Origin of the sequence: Gaetbulibacter sp. S0825 (assembly GCF_011777505.1) — a bacterium.
Taxonomy (GTDB): domain Bacteria; phylum Bacteroidota; class Bacteroidia; order Flavobacteriales; family Flavobacteriaceae; genus Pontimicrobium.
The window spans coordinates 191,086-207,341 of sequence record NZ_JAATJT010000002.1 but is presented as its reverse complement, the minus strand read 5'-3'; the positions used below and the strand labels follow the sequence as shown (position 1 = coordinate 207,341).

17 protein-coding genes are annotated in these 16,256 nt (G+C 32.2%); 10 read left to right on the top strand and 7 right to left on the bottom strand.

Annotated features, from left to right (window positions below):
* Positions 1-11 precede the first annotated feature (11 nt).
* Genes HB672_RS08495 through HB672_RS08460 form a run of 8 tightly spaced genes read left to right on the top strand, consistent with a single transcriptional unit; the run spans position 12 to position 7,190 of the window.
* Entirely contained in the window at positions 12-1,166 is a 1,155-nt protein-coding gene (locus HB672_RS08495) for an ABC transporter substrate-binding protein (protein ID WP_167610951.1), read from the top strand.
* Positions 1,167-2,198: an iron ABC transporter permease gene (locus HB672_RS08490; protein WP_167610948.1), complete on the top strand. Its 1,032-nt coding sequence runs from the start codon at positions 1,167-1,169 to the stop codon at positions 2,196-2,198.
* A gap of 12 nt (positions 2,199-2,210) precedes the next feature.
* Positions 2,211-2,879, top strand: coding sequence for a hypothetical protein (locus HB672_RS08485; protein ID WP_167610946.1), 669 nt, complete (start codon positions 2,211-2,213; stop codon positions 2,877-2,879).
* Positions 2,880-2,885: 6 nt separating this feature from the next.
* The gene (locus HB672_RS08480; RefSeq protein WP_167610943.1) at positions 2,886-3,680 is read left to right on the top strand and encodes an ABC transporter ATP-binding protein; all 795 of its coding nucleotides are present in this window, start codon (positions 2,886-2,888) and stop codon (positions 3,678-3,680) included.
* Entirely contained in the window at positions 3,677-4,531 is an 855-nt protein-coding gene (locus HB672_RS08475; RefSeq protein ID WP_167610940.1) for a ChaN family lipoprotein, read from the top strand. The genes HB672_RS08480 and HB672_RS08475 overlap by 4 nt, the downstream gene beginning before the upstream one ends.
* An 8-nt stretch (positions 4,532-4,539) precedes the next feature.
* On the top strand, positions 4,540-5,856 hold the full coding sequence (gene rmuC / locus HB672_RS08470) for a DNA recombination protein RmuC (RefSeq protein WP_167610937.1): 1,317 nt from the start codon (positions 4,540-4,542) through the stop codon (positions 5,854-5,856).
* A gap of 18 nt (positions 5,857-5,874) precedes the next feature.
* Positions 5,875-6,489, top strand: coding sequence for a transcriptional regulator (locus HB672_RS08465; protein WP_208864200.1), 615 nt, complete (start codon positions 5,875-5,877; stop codon positions 6,487-6,489).
* Positions 6,486-7,190 carry a DUF3307 domain-containing protein gene (locus tag HB672_RS08460; RefSeq protein WP_167610934.1) on the top strand — a complete coding sequence of 235 codons (705 nt, stop codon included), beginning with the start codon at positions 6,486-6,488 and terminating at the stop codon, positions 7,188-7,190. The genes HB672_RS08465 and HB672_RS08460 overlap by 4 nt, the downstream gene beginning before the upstream one ends.
* Positions 7,191-7,241: 51 nt before the next feature.
* Here HB672_RS08460 and HB672_RS08455 read toward each other — a convergent pair whose 3' ends face one another.
* The 4 genes from HB672_RS08455 to rpmH form a co-directional block, all read right to left on the bottom strand.
* Entirely contained in the window at positions 7,242-7,832 is a 591-nt protein-coding gene (locus HB672_RS08455) for a T9SS type A sorting domain-containing protein (RefSeq protein WP_167610931.1), read from the bottom strand.
* Positions 7,833-7,955: 123 nt separating this feature from the next.
* Positions 7,956-8,804 (bottom strand): T9SS type A sorting domain-containing protein, encoded by an 849-nt coding sequence (locus HB672_RS08450; protein WP_167610928.1) that lies wholly within the window; start codon positions 8,802-8,804, stop codon positions 7,956-7,958.
* 78 nt (positions 8,805-8,882) lie between these two features.
* A complete protein-coding gene (gene carB, locus HB672_RS08445; RefSeq protein WP_167610925.1) occupies positions 8,883-11,735 on the bottom strand; it encodes a carbamoyl-phosphate synthase large subunit in 2,853 nt (950 codons plus the stop codon).
* Between the two features lie 112 nt (positions 11,736-11,847).
* Positions 11,848-12,009 (bottom strand): 50S ribosomal protein L34, encoded by a 162-nt coding sequence (gene rpmH, locus HB672_RS08440; RefSeq protein WP_167610921.1) that lies wholly within the window; start codon positions 12,007-12,009, stop codon positions 11,848-11,850.
* Between the two features lie 158 nt (positions 12,010-12,167).
* Here rpmH and HB672_RS08435 point away from each other — a divergent pair, with 158 nt between their 5' ends.
* Positions 12,168-12,746: a DUF2892 domain-containing protein gene (locus tag HB672_RS08435; RefSeq protein ID WP_167610917.1), complete on the top strand. Its 579-nt coding sequence runs from the start codon at positions 12,168-12,170 to the stop codon at positions 12,744-12,746.
* Between the two features lie 56 nt (positions 12,747-12,802).
* On the opposite strand, the gene HB672_RS08430 is transcribed toward HB672_RS08435, so the two are convergent.
* Both HB672_RS08430 and HB672_RS08425 read right to left on the bottom strand, forming a co-directional pair.
* Complete coding sequence (locus tag HB672_RS08430) at positions 12,803-13,729, bottom strand: lytic transglycosylase domain-containing protein (protein WP_167612460.1); 927 nt, start codon at positions 13,727-13,729, stop codon at positions 12,803-12,805.
* 59 nt (positions 13,730-13,788) lie between these two features.
* On the bottom strand, positions 13,789-14,451 hold the full coding sequence (locus HB672_RS08425; RefSeq protein ID WP_167610914.1) for an alpha/beta hydrolase: 663 nt from the start codon (positions 14,449-14,451) through the stop codon (positions 13,789-13,791).
* Positions 14,452-14,558: 107 nt separating this feature from the next.
* Here HB672_RS08425 and HB672_RS08420 point away from each other — a divergent pair, with 107 nt between their 5' ends.
* Positions 14,559-14,855: an N-acetyltransferase gene (locus HB672_RS08420; protein WP_208864199.1), complete on the top strand. Its 297-nt coding sequence runs from the start codon at positions 14,559-14,561 to the stop codon at positions 14,853-14,855.
* 31 nt (positions 14,856-14,886) lie between these two features.
* On the opposite strand, the gene mtaB is transcribed toward HB672_RS08420, so the two are convergent.
* Complete coding sequence (mtaB, locus tag HB672_RS08415; RefSeq protein WP_167610911.1) at positions 14,887-16,215, bottom strand: tRNA (N(6)-L-threonylcarbamoyladenosine(37)-C(2))-methylthiotransferase MtaB; 1,329 nt, start codon at positions 16,213-16,215, stop codon at positions 14,887-14,889.
* Positions 16,216-16,256: the final 41 nt, after the last annotated feature.

The following is a 16,256-nucleotide window of genomic DNA, read 5'->3' as shown; positions in this document are numbered from 1 at the left end:
TAAAGTTACTTATGAAACATTACCATAAATTTTCATTATTACTACTGTTTTTGACCCTTGTATTAAACTGTAAAAATGACGTTTCGAAGCAAGCAAACTCAATTACAACAGGGCAAGAATCAAACTTAAAATATGCTACTGGGTTTTCTATAACTAACTACAACAATTATAAAGTATTAGAAATTAACAGCCCTTGGCCAAAGTCTGAAAAAAATTACAGCTATTTACTTCTTACAAAGGAGCAAGCTATGGTTAGCGCTTTTAATAAAGAAGAATATGATGGCATAGTAACAATTCCTATTGAAGAAATTGTGGTTACCTCAACCACACACATTCCTGCTCTAGAACTCTTAAGTGTAGAACAAACCTTAGTTGGTTTTCCTGGAACAGATTATGTGTCATCAGAAAAAACCATAAAAAGAATAGCGAATAATCAGGTTCGAGAATTAGGAAAAAATGGAGATATAAATACTGAAGTTTTATTAGAACTAAAACCTAATGCTGTGATTGGTTATGGTGTAAGTAGCAGTAACAAAACTCTTGAAACGATTAATAAATTAGGAGTTCCAGTAATCTATAATGGTGATTGGGTAGAAACGTCTGCACTTGCAAAAGCTGAATGGATTAAGTTTTTTGGAGTACTTTATAATAAAGAAAAGGAAGCAGATTCTATTTTTAATGAAATTGAAGCTAACTATTTAGAAGCAAAGAATTTAGCAGCTCAGGCAACAAAACAACCAACTGTTTTAAGTGGTGCTTTACATAAAGATGTATGGTATTTACCAAGTGGTACAAGCCCCGAAGCTCAATTTTTAAAAGATGCCAACGTCAATTATCTTTGGAGTGACACTGACCAAAAAGGAAGTTTAGCATTAAGCTTTGAAAGTGTATTCGAAAAAGGATATAATGCTAAGATTTGGTTAAGTCCATCGTATTATAGAAGTTTAAATGACCTAGAAAAAGCTAGTCAGCATTATGTCAAATTTTCTGCTTTTAAAAATAAACAAGTATATTCATTTGCTAATACCACAGGTGCAAACGGTGGTGTTTTATATTACGAATTAGGTACCGCTAGACCAGATTTAGTATTAAAGGATATTATTAAAATTTGCCATCCAAATTTACTTCCAAACTATCAGACTTACTTTTTCAAACCATTAAAATAATTGCATACTCAAAAAACATACAAGCTTTCGTTCATCATACTTAGTAGTGTATTACTGCTGTGTTTTTTTATGAATATTAGCTTGGGTTCGGTATCAATTCCTTTTAAGGATATTTTTAATAGTATTATTGGCACACCAATCGAAAAGGAATATTGGAAAGACATTGTTTTAGACTTTAGACTTCCCAAAGCCTTTACAGCAATTCTTGTTGGTTCTGGTTTAGGAATTTCTGGGTTGTTAATGCAAACACTCTTTAGAAATCCATTGGCTGGGCCTTTCGTTTTAGGGATTAGTTCTGGTGCAAGTTTAGGAGTTGCTTTAGTAGTCATGGGGAGCTCTTTTTTTGGAGGCTCGATGGCTATACTATTAGCTTCCAAATGGAGTTTAGTTATTGCTTCAAGTTTGGGAAGTTTTTTAGTACTACTAGCAGTAATACTTGTATCTTCTAAAGTAAGAGACACAATGGCAATTTTAATAATAGGTTTAATGTTTGCAAGTATTACAGCTGCTGTAGTGAGTGTATTATCTTATTTTGCCTCAGCCGAACAATTACAGCAATACATATTTTGGGGATTTGGAAGCTTAGGAAGTCTTAGCTGGAACGAAGTTTTAGTATTATTTAGTGTCTGTTTTATTGGTATTGTTTTAAGTATTGCTTCCATAAAAGCATTAAACACCTTGTTATTAGGTGAAAACTATGCCAAAAGTTTAGGGTTGAACATAAAACAAAGTCGTTTGTTAATTATAGTTGCCACAAGCCTTTTAGCTGGAACCATAACAGCATTTGCTGGTCCAATCGCATTTATTGGTTTAGCCATTCCGCATATAACACGACAAGTATTTAATACTTCAAACCATAAAGTATTGATTCCAGCTGTAATACTGTTTGGAGCTATAGTATTACTAATTTGTGATAGCATTGCGCAATTACCAACAAGCGATTATATGCTGCCAATTAATGCCATAACCTCTATAATTGGTGCGCCTGTGGTAATTTGGTTATTAGTTAGAAAACGAAAAATGGTGTTTTAATTAAGAAAAAAGATGCAAGAAAAAAGAGCAAAGATTTATTCTACTATTCAAAAGATAGTTTTATTATTCATTTTAATAGTTTCATTTTCATCTTGTAAAGGCATAAAATCAACAAATGAATTGGAGAAATATTTCACAAAAAGTCAAATAAGAGATTTGAATAAGATTAATAATTTCTTTATTTCTGAACATTTGAATAGCACTCGTGATAACTATGGGGAATCGTATAAAAAAATGCAAGAGTTTACTTATTTTAATGGCATTGACGCCTTAATCAACCAAGTAGGCTTCAAAAAACAACTGAAGTTATATAATTCAATATCAAAATCCACTTTTGATGAAATATGGGAAATTAAACAAAATACTGATGTTGAGTTTTCATCTGAAGAATATATACTTCCTCAATATAAAGGAAAATTTCAATCGTACTTAAAATATTTAAGTCAAACAAATTCATTAGCCAAAGATTGCTGGAAAAATATGGAAATGTCTGGAGATTTTTATCATTTAATGTTAGACTATTATATCTTAGAAAATTTTGATAAAATTGATTTTAATGATTTTAACAATCAAATTATCATTTCCATATATTTTTTGTCATTGGTTGATAATAATGAAAGAGATGAAAACACAAAAAAAAGAAGATTGGAGCTTCAAAAGAAAATAAAAAAAACAGTTTAAAAATCAGTGACAGAATTCAACAAACATACCATCCTTAAAACCCACAATCTTTCTATAGGTTATCAAACCAAGAAAGAAAAAACTGTTATAGCTTCTAATATTGATATCGAATTGCATTCTGGTGAACTAATTGGATTGGTTGGGGCCAATGGTATTGGAAAGTCCACACTATTACGAACACTTACTAGTGTTCAATCGTCATTAAATGGCATAATACAAATTAACAACAAACCATTAGATCAGTATAATAACCTAGAGCTTGCTAAAGCGTTGAGTTTAGTTTTAACCGAATCTGTGATATCAAAAAACTTATCCGTTTTTGAATTAGTTGCTCTTGGTCGTCAACCCTACACAAACTGGGTAGGTAACCTTGCTGATGCTGATATTAATATCGTCAATAATGCTCTAGCAGAAACTAATTTAAATGATATTAAGCATAAAAAATGCTACGAATTAAGCGATGGGCAACTACAAAAAGTTATGATTGCTCGTGCTTTAGCACAAGACACTAATTTAATAATACTAGATGAGCCAACAACACATCTAGATATGTACCATAAGGCATATATTTTAAGGCTTCTTCAAAAGTTAGCTAAAAACACAAATAAGACTATTCTATTTTCATCTCATGAAATAGATTTAGCCATTCAATTATGTGATAAACTTATTGTGATGACTGAAAACACTGTAGTTTCTGATACTCCAAGTAAACTTATAGAAAGAGGGACTTTCGAGACATTATTTCCTAAGGATTTTATTACTTTTGATAAAACCACCAACTCCTTTAAAGTTATTCAATGAAAAAAGTCATACTTCCTTTAATACTATTATTCGTTTGCCAATTATCTGTTAGTCAAAATAAAGATGCATATGTTATTTACAACGCAAAAGGGAAAAAAGTATCCTATAAAAAAATGCTGAAGAATCTTAAAGGTAAGGAAGTTGTTTTATTTGGCGAATCCCATAATAATGCCATTGCTCACTGGCTGCAATTCGAAGTAACGTCAGATTTGCTTAAAACCAATAAACTCATCCTTGGTGCCGAAATGTTTGAAGCAGATAACCAAACACCTTTAAATGACTACCTAAGCGGAAAAATAGACAACAAAGGTCTTGATACACTTGCAAGGTTATGGAAAAATTACAAAACCGACTATGCGCCTTTGGTAGATTTTGCCAAATCAAATAACCTAAATTTTGTGGCTACAAACATTCCGAGGCGTTATGCAAACTTGGTCTATAGAAAAGGTTTTAAAGCTCTCGATACTCTCTCAGCACTAGAAAAAGAATTGATGGCTCCCTTGCCAATGGCTTTTGATAGTGAATTGCCAACCTATAAAAACATTTTGAAAATGATGGGCGATCATGGTACGCCAGAATTAGTAGAGTCTCAGGCAACAAAAGATGCTACTATGGCACACTTTATTTTTAATAACATGAAACCTAACCATACGTTTATACATTATAATGGGTCTTATCATTCCGACCATTATGAAGGTATTTTATGGTACTTAAAAAGAGCCGATAACACCCTAAATTATGCTACAATAACAACCGTTTCCCAAGATAATATTTATAAACTCGAAGAAGAACATAAAGGAAAAGCAGATTTTATTATTTGTGTGGATGATAATATGACTAATACTTATTAAATTTAAAAATGAACGAAAGCCTTCTCTTAATAATTTCTATCCTTCTCTCATTAGCTATTGGTGCTTACGTTGGTATGCTCATAAATAAACTAAAAAGTAAAAGTGACCAAAGCGCTTCAAACGAACGTCAAAACCAAATGAGTTCAACTATTGAGGAACTTAAGCAAAACTTAGGCAAAATTGAAAACGAACGAGAAGAGATAAGACGAGAAAAAGAATTTTTAAATTCTGAATTAACCAGAAAAAATACCGAATACGAAAATCTCCAGCAGCAAAATTTAAAAAGAGATGAAGAACTTGCTAAACAGCAAGAACAACTTCGAAAAGATTTTGAACTACTTGCTACAAAAATTTTAGATGAAAAATCTGAAAAATTTACACTTCAGAATAAAGAAAATATCAAGCAAATTTTGAATCCGCTTCAAGAAAAAATTCAAGTATTTGAGAAAAAAGTTGAGGATACACAAAAAGAAAGTATTTCAATGCATTCAGCTTTAAAAGAACAGTTATTAGGTTTAAAAGATTTGAACCAACAAATGACCAAAGAGGCTACAAACCTTACCAGAGCATTAAAAGGCGACAGTAAGATGCAAGGTAATTGGGGCGAATTAGTATTGGAACGTGTATTAGAAAAATCTGGGTTAGAAAAAGACAGAGAATATTTTGTACAACAAAGTTTTGCAACTGCAGAAGGCTCAAGAGTACTACCTGATGTGGTATTACATTTACCAGATAATAAAAAAATGATTATTGACTCGAAAGTATCATTAACCGATTATGAGCGTTATGTAAATGCTGACGAAGATGATAGACCACAATTTTTAAAAGCGCACGTGAATTCTATTAGAAAACACGTAGACCAGTTATCTAACAAGAAATATGAAGATTTATATGACATTGAATCTCCAGACTTTGTGCTCATGTTTATTCCTATAGAACCAGCTTTTGCCATAGCTATAAATGACGATAACTCATTATATAACAAAGCATTTGAAAAGAACATTGTTATTGTTACGCCTTCTACCCTTTTAGCAACACTACGTACCATTGATACCATGTGGAACAATGAAAAACAGCAACGTAACGCTATTGAAATTGCACGACAAGCTGGAGCACTGTATGATAAATTTGAAGGTTTAGTTAGCGATTTAACAGGTGTAGGTAAAAAGATTGATGATGCAAAAAAAGACTACTCTTCTGCAATGAATAAGCTCGTTGAAGGTCGAGGCAACCTAATTACTAGTGTTGAAAAACTTAAAAAATTAGGCGCTAAAGCTAAAAAATCACTTCCTGAAGCTATCATTAAACGCGCTGAAGATAATTGATCTTTTTAAATTTGATATATGATAACTAGTGTTATTACAGGAGATATTATTAAATCTAAAGCTCAGAGCAATCCTGAAATATGGATTAAATTACTCAAAAAAGCATTACCAAACTTAAATGATAACAACGCTTTTTGGGTAATATATCGTGGTGACAGTTTTCAAATTGAAATAACTGATATTTATAAAAGTTTTATAAGTGCAGTCTACATAAAAGCATATGTAAAAACGATTAAAGGATTAGACGTAAGACTTGCAATAGGTCTTGGCAATAAAACTTACCAAGGCAAAATGGTAAGTGAATCTAATGGAGAAGCCTTTATCTTTTCGGGAGAAACCTTAGAAGTTTTAAAAAAATATAGACAAAATTTACTTATAAAAACAAAGAATTCTAAGTTAAATGAAGAGCTCAATCTTTATTTTAAATTGGCATTAACCTTCATGGATAACTGGACGGTAAATTCGGCAGAAATAGTAAAACTAAGCATAGAAAAACCAAATGCTTTACAGCATGAATTAGCTACCATACTAGGAACAAAACAAGGAGCTATTAGCAAACGCCAAAAACGTGCTGGTTTAGAGCATCTATTAGAGTTAGACAAAATATTCAAACATAAAATAAGTCAATTATGATGTTACTTATTAAACTTTTACTGGCACACCTTATTGGAGATTTCTTTTTACAGCCTAAAAAATGGGTGAAAGAAAAAGAAAAGAAAAAACTAAAATCCTTAAAGTTATACCTTCATATCGCTATACATTTTGCATTGTTATTTTTGATACTCTGGGATATGTCACTTTGGCCAATCATTCTAGTTATTGGTTTTTTACATTTTATAATAGATACAATTAAACTTATTTTTCAAAATAAGAAAAACAAACGCTTATTTTTCTTTATGGACCAAATTTTACATGTCTTGGTTATTGTTGTCACTTATTTTATTTACACCAAAGCTAACTTAGATTTTAATAGCATATTTTCTGAACAAAATATACTGTTAATAACGTCTCTAGTATTTTTAACTAAACCAGCATCATTAATTATAGATGTTTTTTTAAGTAAATGGGATGTTAGCCAAATTGTAACTAAAAATGGATCGTTTAAAAATGCTGGGGTTTATATAGGTGTTTTAGAACGTCTATTAGTATTTATCTTTATAATAATTAATCAATGGGAGGCTGTGGGGTTTTTAATTACAGCAAAATCGGTTTTTAGTTTTGGTAATTTAAAAGAAAGTAAACAACGAAAACTCACCGAATATGTTCTAATTGGCACACTTATAAGTTTTGGAATTGCCATTACTATTGGATTAATTTTTAATGCTCTTGTATAAAAAAACCACCAGTAAAACTGATGGTTTATGAAATTTTATATTAAAGTAAAACTATTGCTTTACAAAACGTTTAGTTTGTGTGCCAGCATCTGTTGTTAATCTTACTAAATACACACCATTATTCCATTGAGATACATTTACAGTTTTAGTAATTGTATTTATTTTATCTGCATATATCTTTTTACCTAACACATCAAAAACTTCGATAGTTGTATTATTATTAAGCTTAGATAGTTTTAAATTTAGTTTATCTCTTCCTGGATTAGGAGAAATTGCAAAACTATTTTCTTCGAAATCCTCTAAACCAAGATTATCAACTACTGTAATAGTACCCGACATATTTCCTGCACCATGAATACCACAGAGGTAATCGTTTACTCCTTCAACAGTAAACGTGTAAGAAAAAGTTTGGCCAATTCCACTAAGAGTACCACTATTAAATGTTTCAACTGAGTTACCTACTGAATTCTCAACTGTATGAGGAAAAGCATCTGTCCACGTCCAAAGCACTGTATCTCCAATGTCAATGGTAATATCCATTTCTGAGCCATTTGCAAAACGTTCCCAATTAAGATTGTGGGTTGTTTGCCCTTGTGCTAAATAAATAGTAAATAAAAATATTAGAAGTAGTTTTGTTTTCATAATCTTTTTTTAAAGATAATAAAAAACAATTTAATATTCTGATTATAAAAACTTTTAGAAAACAATGTAATAAAAAAACCACCAGTAAAACTGATGGTTTGTAAAATTATATATTAAAGTAAACTATTGTTTTACAAAACGTTTAGTTTGTGTGCCAGCATCTGTTGTTAATCTTACTAAATACACGCCATTATTCCATTGAGATACATTTACAGTTTTAGTAATTGCATTTACTTTATCTGCATAAATCTTTTTACCCAATACGTCAAAAACTTCGACAGTTGTATTATTATTAAGCTTAGATAGTTTTAAGTTCAATCTATCTCTTCCTGGATTTGGTGATATAGTAAAAGCATTAGTTAATTTACTTTCTCTTGTGTTAAGGAAAGTAGCTGCTTCAATATTATCAATGTCTAACGTCGCAGCTATAGTTTCTCCTTGCCATGAAGGGCTTGGGCTACTTAATATTCTCATTTCAGTAACATTTGCTAATGTTCCTGAAACACTAGAGCCACCAGGCACAGTTTCCATATCTGCAGCTTCAATAGGGATTATTACTGAGGTCCATCCAGAACCTGCAGTTACAGTTACAGCATTTGTGGTACTTATTCGTCCACCAGAACCTGTTAATGCTACTCTTAAATCCAAATCAGCTGTAGACACCCTTACATCCATTTTGATTCTTACGATTCCAGCACTTGTAAAATTACCAGACCATCTACTTTCAGTATTTAAAATTATCATCTTTGAGCCTTGATTACTTCCTCCATTTGAAGTATATCTCAAGAAATTATCATCAACACCTGCAGGACCATCAGTTGCTTGGTTTGTTGGATCACTTGGATTACTAAAACCAATCCTCCATCCTTGCACTGTACCATCTTCAAAATCATCAACTTGCCCAACGGTTTGCGCACTAACTGAGCTTGAGATTAATATTGAAAAGAATAAAAAAAGTAATTTTTGTTTCATAGTCAATTTGAGATTTATTAAACGTAAAAATAGTAATTTCAGTTAATTAACATTAAAAAATTCGGTAAAAGGAAGTATTTACTTACTTAAATACATTTTGCGTCTCGAGTATAAGTCGTAAAACTCATCATCCTTCAAACTGTCTATAAATAAAATACTTTCTCCTGTACTCTTCATTTCTGGTCCAAGTTGTTTGTTAACATTAGGAAACTTATTAAATGAAAATACAGGTTGCTTGATAGCATAACCTTCTAAATGCGGTTTGAAATCGAAATCGGTTACCTTCTTTTCCCTTAACATGACCTTAGTAGCGTAATTTACATAAGGCTCTCCATAAGCTTTTGCAATAAAAGGAACTGTTCTAGACGCTCTTGGATTAGCTTCAATTATGTAAACCTTGTCATCTTTTATAGCAAATTGAATATTGATTAAGCCAACAGTATTTAGTGCTAATGCAATTCTTTTTGTATGATCCTTAATTTGTTGCATTACCAAATCTCCTAAATTAAAAGGTGGTAATGTCGCATTACTATCTCCAGAGTGAATACCACATGGCTCTATATGTTCCATGATACCAATGATATAAACATTTTCTCCATCACAAATAGCATCAGCTTCAGCCTCAATAGCTCCATCTAAATAATGGTCTAACAACAATTTGTTGTTTGGTATTTTACGTAGTAAATCAACCACGTGTTTCTCAAGCTCTTTCTTGTTGATTACAATTTTCATGCCTTGACCTCCCAACACATAAGAAGGACGAACCAAAATTGGAAAATCTAGTTTATCTGCAACAGCAAGTGCTTGGTCTGCTGTTTCGGCTGTATCAAATTCTGGGTAAGGAATATCGAGTTCTTTTAAAAGTGTTGAAAAACTTCCTCTGTCTTCGGCTAAGTCTAATGCTTGATAGCTAGTACCAAGTATTTTTATGCCATAGCGATCTAATTTTTCGGCTAATTTTAAAGCAGTTTGACCTCCTAATTGTACAATGACACCTTCTGGTTTTTCATGACGAATAATATCGTAAATATGTTCCCAAAAAACTGGTTCAAAATATAGTTTATCCGCAGTATCAAAATCGGTCGAAACGGTTTCAGGATTACAGTTAATCATTATGGTTTCGTATCCACACTCTGCAGCTGCCAAAACACCATGAACACAGCAATAATCAAACTCAATTCCTTGTCCAATTCTGTTTGGTCCAGATCCAAGAACTACAATTTTTTTCTTGTCTGTGACAATACTTTCGTTATCAGAATATCTTTTACCATCAGCAGTTTCTACTTCGCCTTCAAAAGTCGAATAGTAATAAGGCGTTTTTGCTTCAAATTCAGCTGCACAAGTATCCACTAACTTATACACACGATTAACATTCATTTCATCACGTTTGTTATAAACTTGACTCTCTAAACAACCTAACATGTGTGCTATTTGTCTGTCTCCATAACCTTTTTGTTTAGCTTCAAGTAACAACTCGCGTTCTATTGTGTCTATGGTGAATGTTGAAATCTCCTTTTCAAGAAAATATAATTCTTCATATTGCTTCAAAAACCACATATCTATTTTTGTAATCTCATGGATTCTACTCAACGGAATTCCCATTTGAATAGCATCATAAATTACAAATACACGATCCCAACTTGCATACTTTAGTTTACTCAAAATTTGATCGTAATCTTTATAACCCTTACCATCAGCACCAAGTCCATTTCTTTTTATTTCTAAAGATTGTGTTGCTTTATGTAATGCTTCTTGAAATGAACGTCCAATTCCCATTACTTCTCCAACAGACTTCATTTGTAGGCCTAAAGTTCTATCACTCCCTTCAAATTTATCGAAATTCCAACGAGGAATCTTTACGATAACATAATCTAAAGTTGGCTCGAATAAGGCTGACGTTGATTTAGTAATTTGGTTTTGAAGCTCATCCAAATGATAACCTATAGCCAGTTTTGAAGCAATTTTTGCAATTGGATATCCTGTTGCTTTACTAGCTAGCGCAGAAGAACGTGACACACGAGGGTTAATTTCAATAGCTATAATATCTTCTTTTTCATCTGGACTAACGGCAAATTGCACATTACATCCTCCTGCAAAATCACCAATACTTCGCATCATATGAATTGCCATATCACGCATTTTTTGGTAGGTTCTATCACTTAATGTCATTGCTGGCGCAACAGTAATGGAATCTCCTGTATGAATACCCATTGGATCCATATTTTCTATAGAACAAATAATAACAACATTATCATTTGCATCACGTAGAAGCTCAAGTTCATATTCTTTCCAGCCAATTAAAGCTTTATCTATCATCACTTCATGAATTGGAGAAATTTCCAAACCACGAGTTAGTAATTCATCAAAATCTTCTTCTTTATAAACTATTGATGCTCCAGCTCCTCCAAGTGTGAATGAAGCTCTAATAACCAACGGAAAACCATATTCTTGGGCTATTTCTTTTCCTTTTAGAAACGACGTTGCTGTCGCCTGAGGTGCCATAGGAATCCCTATTTTAAGCATTAACTCTCTAAACTGTTCTCTATCTTCAGTAATGTTTATGGCATCAATATCTACACCGATAATTTCTACTCCGAAATCTTCCCAAATTCCTTTTTCGTCGGCTTCAATACAAAGATTCAATGCTGTTTGTCCACCCATTGTTGGCAACACAGCATCAATTTGTGGATGCTCTTTAAGGATTTTAATTAGTGACTTAGTATTAAGAGGCAACAAATATATATGATCAGCCATGGAAGGATCTGTCATGATTGTTGCTGGATTAGAGTTAATTAAAACAGTTTCAATTCCATCCTCACGTAGAGAACGGAGTGCTTGAGATCCAGAATAATCAAATTCGCAAGCTTGACCAATAATAATTGGTCCTGAACCTATAATTAAAATGGAGTTTAAATTTTTTCTTTTCGGCATTGGTAATTTATTATTGTTTTATTTTAAAATTTTTCAAAAATAGGTAACGACAGGATATAAAAAAAGGCGTTACGACCAGTAACACCTTTAATATATTAACAATTGTTAATCATTATTTTTTATGCTTTAATTCAGAAGACACAGATAATTTCTTTCTTCCCTTTGCTCTTCTACGTGCAAGGACTTTTCTACCATTAGCAGAAGCCATTCTTTCTCTAAAACCATGCTTGTTTTTTCTCTTTCTCTTTGATGGTTGAAACGTTCTTTTTGGCATTGTCTTATTTTTTAAAAACTAATATTCTTTTTATAAGTTGAGATCTATCTCAAAACTGGGTGCAAATATACAAAGGCTTTTTTATTTGACAAGCCTAATATTAAAAATATTTTTAATTGTTTTTACTACCTTTGCAATCTTAAATTTAAACAAGGAAAATGTACAATAAAATTATTAAGTTAATTCTTGCCCTTTTAATATTTGCTTATGCTGTATACCAATTCGCAGAAGGCTTTATTGGCAACGGAATTATGTTTGTGTTACTGTCGTCAATATTTGTGTTTCTATATTTTAAAAACGAATTTATTTTATTAGCTTTTTTAAAATTAAGAAAACAAGATTTTGATGGTGCAAAAAAATGGTTAGATAAAATTAAATACCCAAACTCTGCATTAACAAGAAAGCAACAAGGGTATTACAACTATTTAAATGGGATTATGGTCTCTCAAACTAACATGAATGAGGCTGAAAAATATTTTAAGAATGCTGTGTCTTTAGGATTATCCATGGATCATGATATGGCAATGGCCAAGTTAAATTTAGCAGGAATCGCCTTTAGCAAACGTCGTAAGCAAGAAGCACAAAAACTTTTGAGTGAAGCCCAAAAGCTTGATAAACGTGATATGTTAGCCGACCAAATAAAAATGATGAAAGAGCAAATGAAGCGTGCTTCAATACCAAAACAGCATTACGGAAGTCCAACATCAGCTAGACAAAATCGTAAAAGCAGAAGATAACAACATAAAAAAAGCACTGAAATCAGTGCTTTTTTTATGTTTTAAAATTACCCTTACTAAGGTTTTGAGTAATAACCTGCTTCTGGGATGTCTATAAAATACTCTTTACGAGATTTGTTATTAAGATGCGGTTCTCGAAGCCAAGGGTTATGCAGTTTTAGTATTTTGTAGTTAATGCCAAAATTCTCTGAAAACTTTACAAAATCGGTCACAGCAGTATCTACAGCTACTTTATAAGTTGGAACTGGCTTGTATAAATCTTTATGTCTAAAGTTAAATCCATATTTATCTGGATGGTTTAATATCTCTTTTAAAGCTACAATTCTAAACATGTAACGTCCAGTTTCTTCTCCAAGTAATAAATCGTAATAATCAGAAACGTTTTGCTCTTTTAAACGTCTAGCTACTCCTGCTTTTCCAGCATTATAAGATGCTGCAGCTAGTGTCCAGCTTCCAAAACGCTCTTTAGCTTCTAATAAATATTTACAGGCTACCTCGGTAGATTTTTCAAGGTTATAGCGCTCGTCCACGTTTGTGTTAATTTCCAGTCCATTTTCGCGCCCTGTAGCTTTCATTATTTGCCATACACCTCTTGCTCCAGCAGGCGATACAGCATTTGTTAATCCACTTTCTATGACTGCCAAATACTTAAAATCGTTCGGTATGCCATGTTTTTCAAGAATTGGTTCTATGATAGGGAAATACTTGTTTGCTCTTTTAAACATTAACAGAGCGTTAGATTGCCAATAGGTGTTTACCAATAATTCTCGATCCATACGTTCTAAAATATCAGGATTGCCTAAAGGCAAGGCTTCACCAGCAAAATCCAAATTTTCTGGAACGTTTAATGCGTAAACATTATAATCGTTAATAATTTTCTTTTCTAAATTTTCATCACTTGGAGCATCTTGAACTGCAAAAATCAACAGTCCAGATAAACTTAATAATCCAAGACATGCTAAAATATTTTTTATTGTCTTCATCATTTTAAAAAGTTTATTAAGCACTAAAATTAATGAAAAAACTGAGATAGCAATAAATTTTAACTAAGAATCAATTTTGGTAGGTTCTCGTTAAACCATTTATATTTATTAATAATCATGATATGAGTACCTCCTTTTACAATAATACTATCAGAAATATTCTTAATGGGAAATACTGGATCTTTATCTCCATGAATATGAATAATGTTTGATATAACTTCATCTTGTTCCCAGCATATCATATTATGAATTGCCCAATCCAAATACCTTTTATCATTAACCGACAAGTACTTTTTGTACAAGTTTACACGCTTTTTAATAGTTTCTCCAAAGGTATATTTAGCAAAAGATTCAAAGTTACTTACAAACTGAGTTGGCAATAATTTGTAAGCTTTAGTGATTTTTGCAAGCTTCATTCTTTTTGGTAATTCATGTTTGTTTTTTACGCTAGAAACTATAATGAGCTTTTTTAGATTTAGGAATTTACTCATCTCTTGAACCAGAACACCCCCAAAGGAAACACCCAATAATATAACATTATCGTACTCAATTTTTTCTGCCATTCGTTTGGCATATTCCTCCAGTGTTTCATTAAGGTTTGGTACAAACCATTCCAATAAATGGACTCTATACTCCTCCTTGGGGAGTTGTATGTGTTCAAAAATAGAAGGGTTAGCAGCCATTCCAGGCATGAAGTAAACATGTATTAAATCTTGGCTCATAATTAATTAAGTCACTGTTTATAAGGTTTGTAATGATTTTTTTAGTACCTTTGCACGACAAAACTATATAAAATAGTTCTTTCTCCATTGAATAAAACAGACTAATTATGATAGATGCAGCTGAACTTATTGACAATACCTTTTTAAGACAATTTCAACTAGAAGTAGAAGGTAATTTAGCAACTATTGAGTATTCCCTCCAAGACCGAAAGATTTTTTTAACAAAACTTGTTGTTCCTGAATGTGTTGCGGACGAGGTGTTTGTTGAAGACTTTTTAAAGCTTGTGATGGCTAATATTCAAGATAGAAACATTAGTGTGGTGCCAACGAGCCCTCCTATTGCAAAATTTATCCGCAGAAACAGACGCTACAAAAGTATGCTACCTGTTGGTGTAAGAATTTAATTGAAGACCGAAACGAAAGTTTCGGTTTTTTTTATGCAAATTCTTTTAGAAATTCAAAACGAACCAAACCATCGTCATCGATTTCACAAAGTTCTACTTCATGCAATGTATTAACCAGTTCAGGATTCCATGGGGTTTTAACTTTTACATAATTCTCAGTAAATCCATGTATATAGCCTTCCTTATTTTCACCTTCAAATAATACTGTTCTATTAGTTCCTAATTGACTTTCGTAAAATGCACGACGCTTTTTAACAGACAACCCTCGTAACATTTTACTACGCTTAGAACGTACATTTTTAGGCACAACACCTTCCATGTCGGCAGCTAACGTGTTATCTCTTTCAGAATAGGTAAATACATGTAAATATGAAATATCCAAATCTGCTAAAAAATTATAGGTTTCTAAAAAAAGCTCATCTGTTTCTCCTGGAAAACCAACAATAACATCCACTCCAATGCATGCATGAGGCATCACTTGTTTTATCCTATTTACACGATCCACATATAATTCCCTTAAATAACGACGACGCATTAATTTTAGTAGTTCGTTGCTTCCGCTTTGTAATGGAATATGAAAATGAGGCACAAACGTTTTACTATTAGAAACAAAATCTATGGTCTCATTTTTTAATAAATTTGGCTCTATAGACGAAATACGTAAACGCTCAATCCCTTCAACCTCATCTAGTGCCTGCACTAATTCGTAAAATGTGTGCTCATGCTTTTTGTTTCCAAATTCTCCTTTACCATAATCACCAATATTGACTCCTGTAAGAACAATTTCCTTAATATTTTGTTCTGAAATTTCTTTGGCATTCTTTAAGACATTGTTAAGTGTATCACTTCTAGAAATTCCTCTCGCTAATGGGATTGTACAATACGTACACTTATAATCACATCCATCTTGCACTTTTAAAAATGCTCGAGTACGATCACCAATAGAGTAACTACCAACATAAAAATCGGCATCTTCAATTTCGCATGAATGTACTTCACCAAAGTCATTTTTGGTTAAATCATTTAAATAATCGGTGATTTTAAATTTCTCAGTAGCCCCAAGAACTAAATCTACACCATTAACATCTGCTAACGCTTCTGGTTTTAGCTGAGCATAACACCCAATTGCTGCCACAAATGCTTTGGAATTTGCTTTTTGTGCTTGCTTTACAATAGTTTTAAAACGCTTATCTGCATTTTCAGTAACCGAGCAGGTGTTTATCACATAAATATCTGCTACCTCCTGAAAATCAACACGATCAAACCCTTCGCTCTCAAAACTCCTTGCAATTGTGGAAGTTTCAGAAAAATTAAGTTTACATCCAAGTGTATAAAAAGCGACTTTTTTTCTAGCGTTCATTCTTGTATTTTTACCAAGCGTGCAAATTTACAATTTATAAG

Coding starts and splice junctions, on each gene's coding strand:
- HB672_RS08495 (WP_167610951.1), top strand. CDS start 12: ATGAAACATTACCATAAATTTTCATTATTACTACTGTTTTTGACCCTT.
- HB672_RS08485 (WP_167610946.1), top strand. CDS start 2,211: ATGCAAGAAAAAAGAGCAAAGATTTATTCTACTATTCAAAAGATAGTT.
- HB672_RS08475 (WP_167610940.1), top strand. CDS start 3,677: ATGAAAAAAGTCATACTTCCTTTAATACTATTATTCGTTTGCCAATTA.
- rmuC (WP_167610937.1), top strand. CDS start 4,540: ATGAACGAAAGCCTTCTCTTAATAATTTCTATCCTTCTCTCATTAGCT.
- HB672_RS08465 (WP_208864200.1), top strand. CDS start 5,875: ATGATAACTAGTGTTATTACAGGAGATATTATTAAATCTAAAGCTCAG.
- HB672_RS08460 (WP_167610934.1), top strand. CDS start 6,486: ATGATGTTACTTATTAAACTTTTACTGGCACACCTTATTGGAGATTTC.
- HB672_RS08455 (WP_167610931.1), bottom strand. CDS start 7,832: ATGAAAACAAAACTACTTCTAATATTTTTATTTACTATTTATTTAGCA.
- HB672_RS08450 (WP_167610928.1), bottom strand. CDS start 8,804: ATGAAACAAAAATTACTTTTTTTATTCTTTTCAATATTAATCTCAAGC.
- carB (WP_167610925.1), bottom strand. CDS start 11,735: ATGCCGAAAAGAAAAAATTTAAACTCCATTTTAATTATAGGTTCAGGA.
- rpmH (WP_167610921.1), bottom strand. CDS start 12,009: ATGCCAAAAAGAACGTTTCAACCATCAAAGAGAAAGAGAAAAAACAAG.
- HB672_RS08435 (WP_167610917.1), top strand. CDS start 12,168: ATGTACAATAAAATTATTAAGTTAATTCTTGCCCTTTTAATATTTGCT.
- HB672_RS08430 (WP_167612460.1), bottom strand. CDS start 13,729: ATGAAGACAATAAAAAATATTTTAGCATGTCTTGGATTATTAAGTTTA.
- HB672_RS08425 (WP_167610914.1), bottom strand. CDS start 14,451: ATGAGCCAAGATTTAATACATGTTTACTTCATGCCTGGAATGGCTGCT.
- HB672_RS08420 (WP_208864199.1), top strand. CDS start 14,559: ATGATAGATGCAGCTGAACTTATTGACAATACCTTTTTAAGACAATTT.
- mtaB (WP_167610911.1), bottom strand. CDS start 16,215: ATGAACGCTAGAAAAAAAGTCGCTTTTTATACACTTGGATGTAAACTT.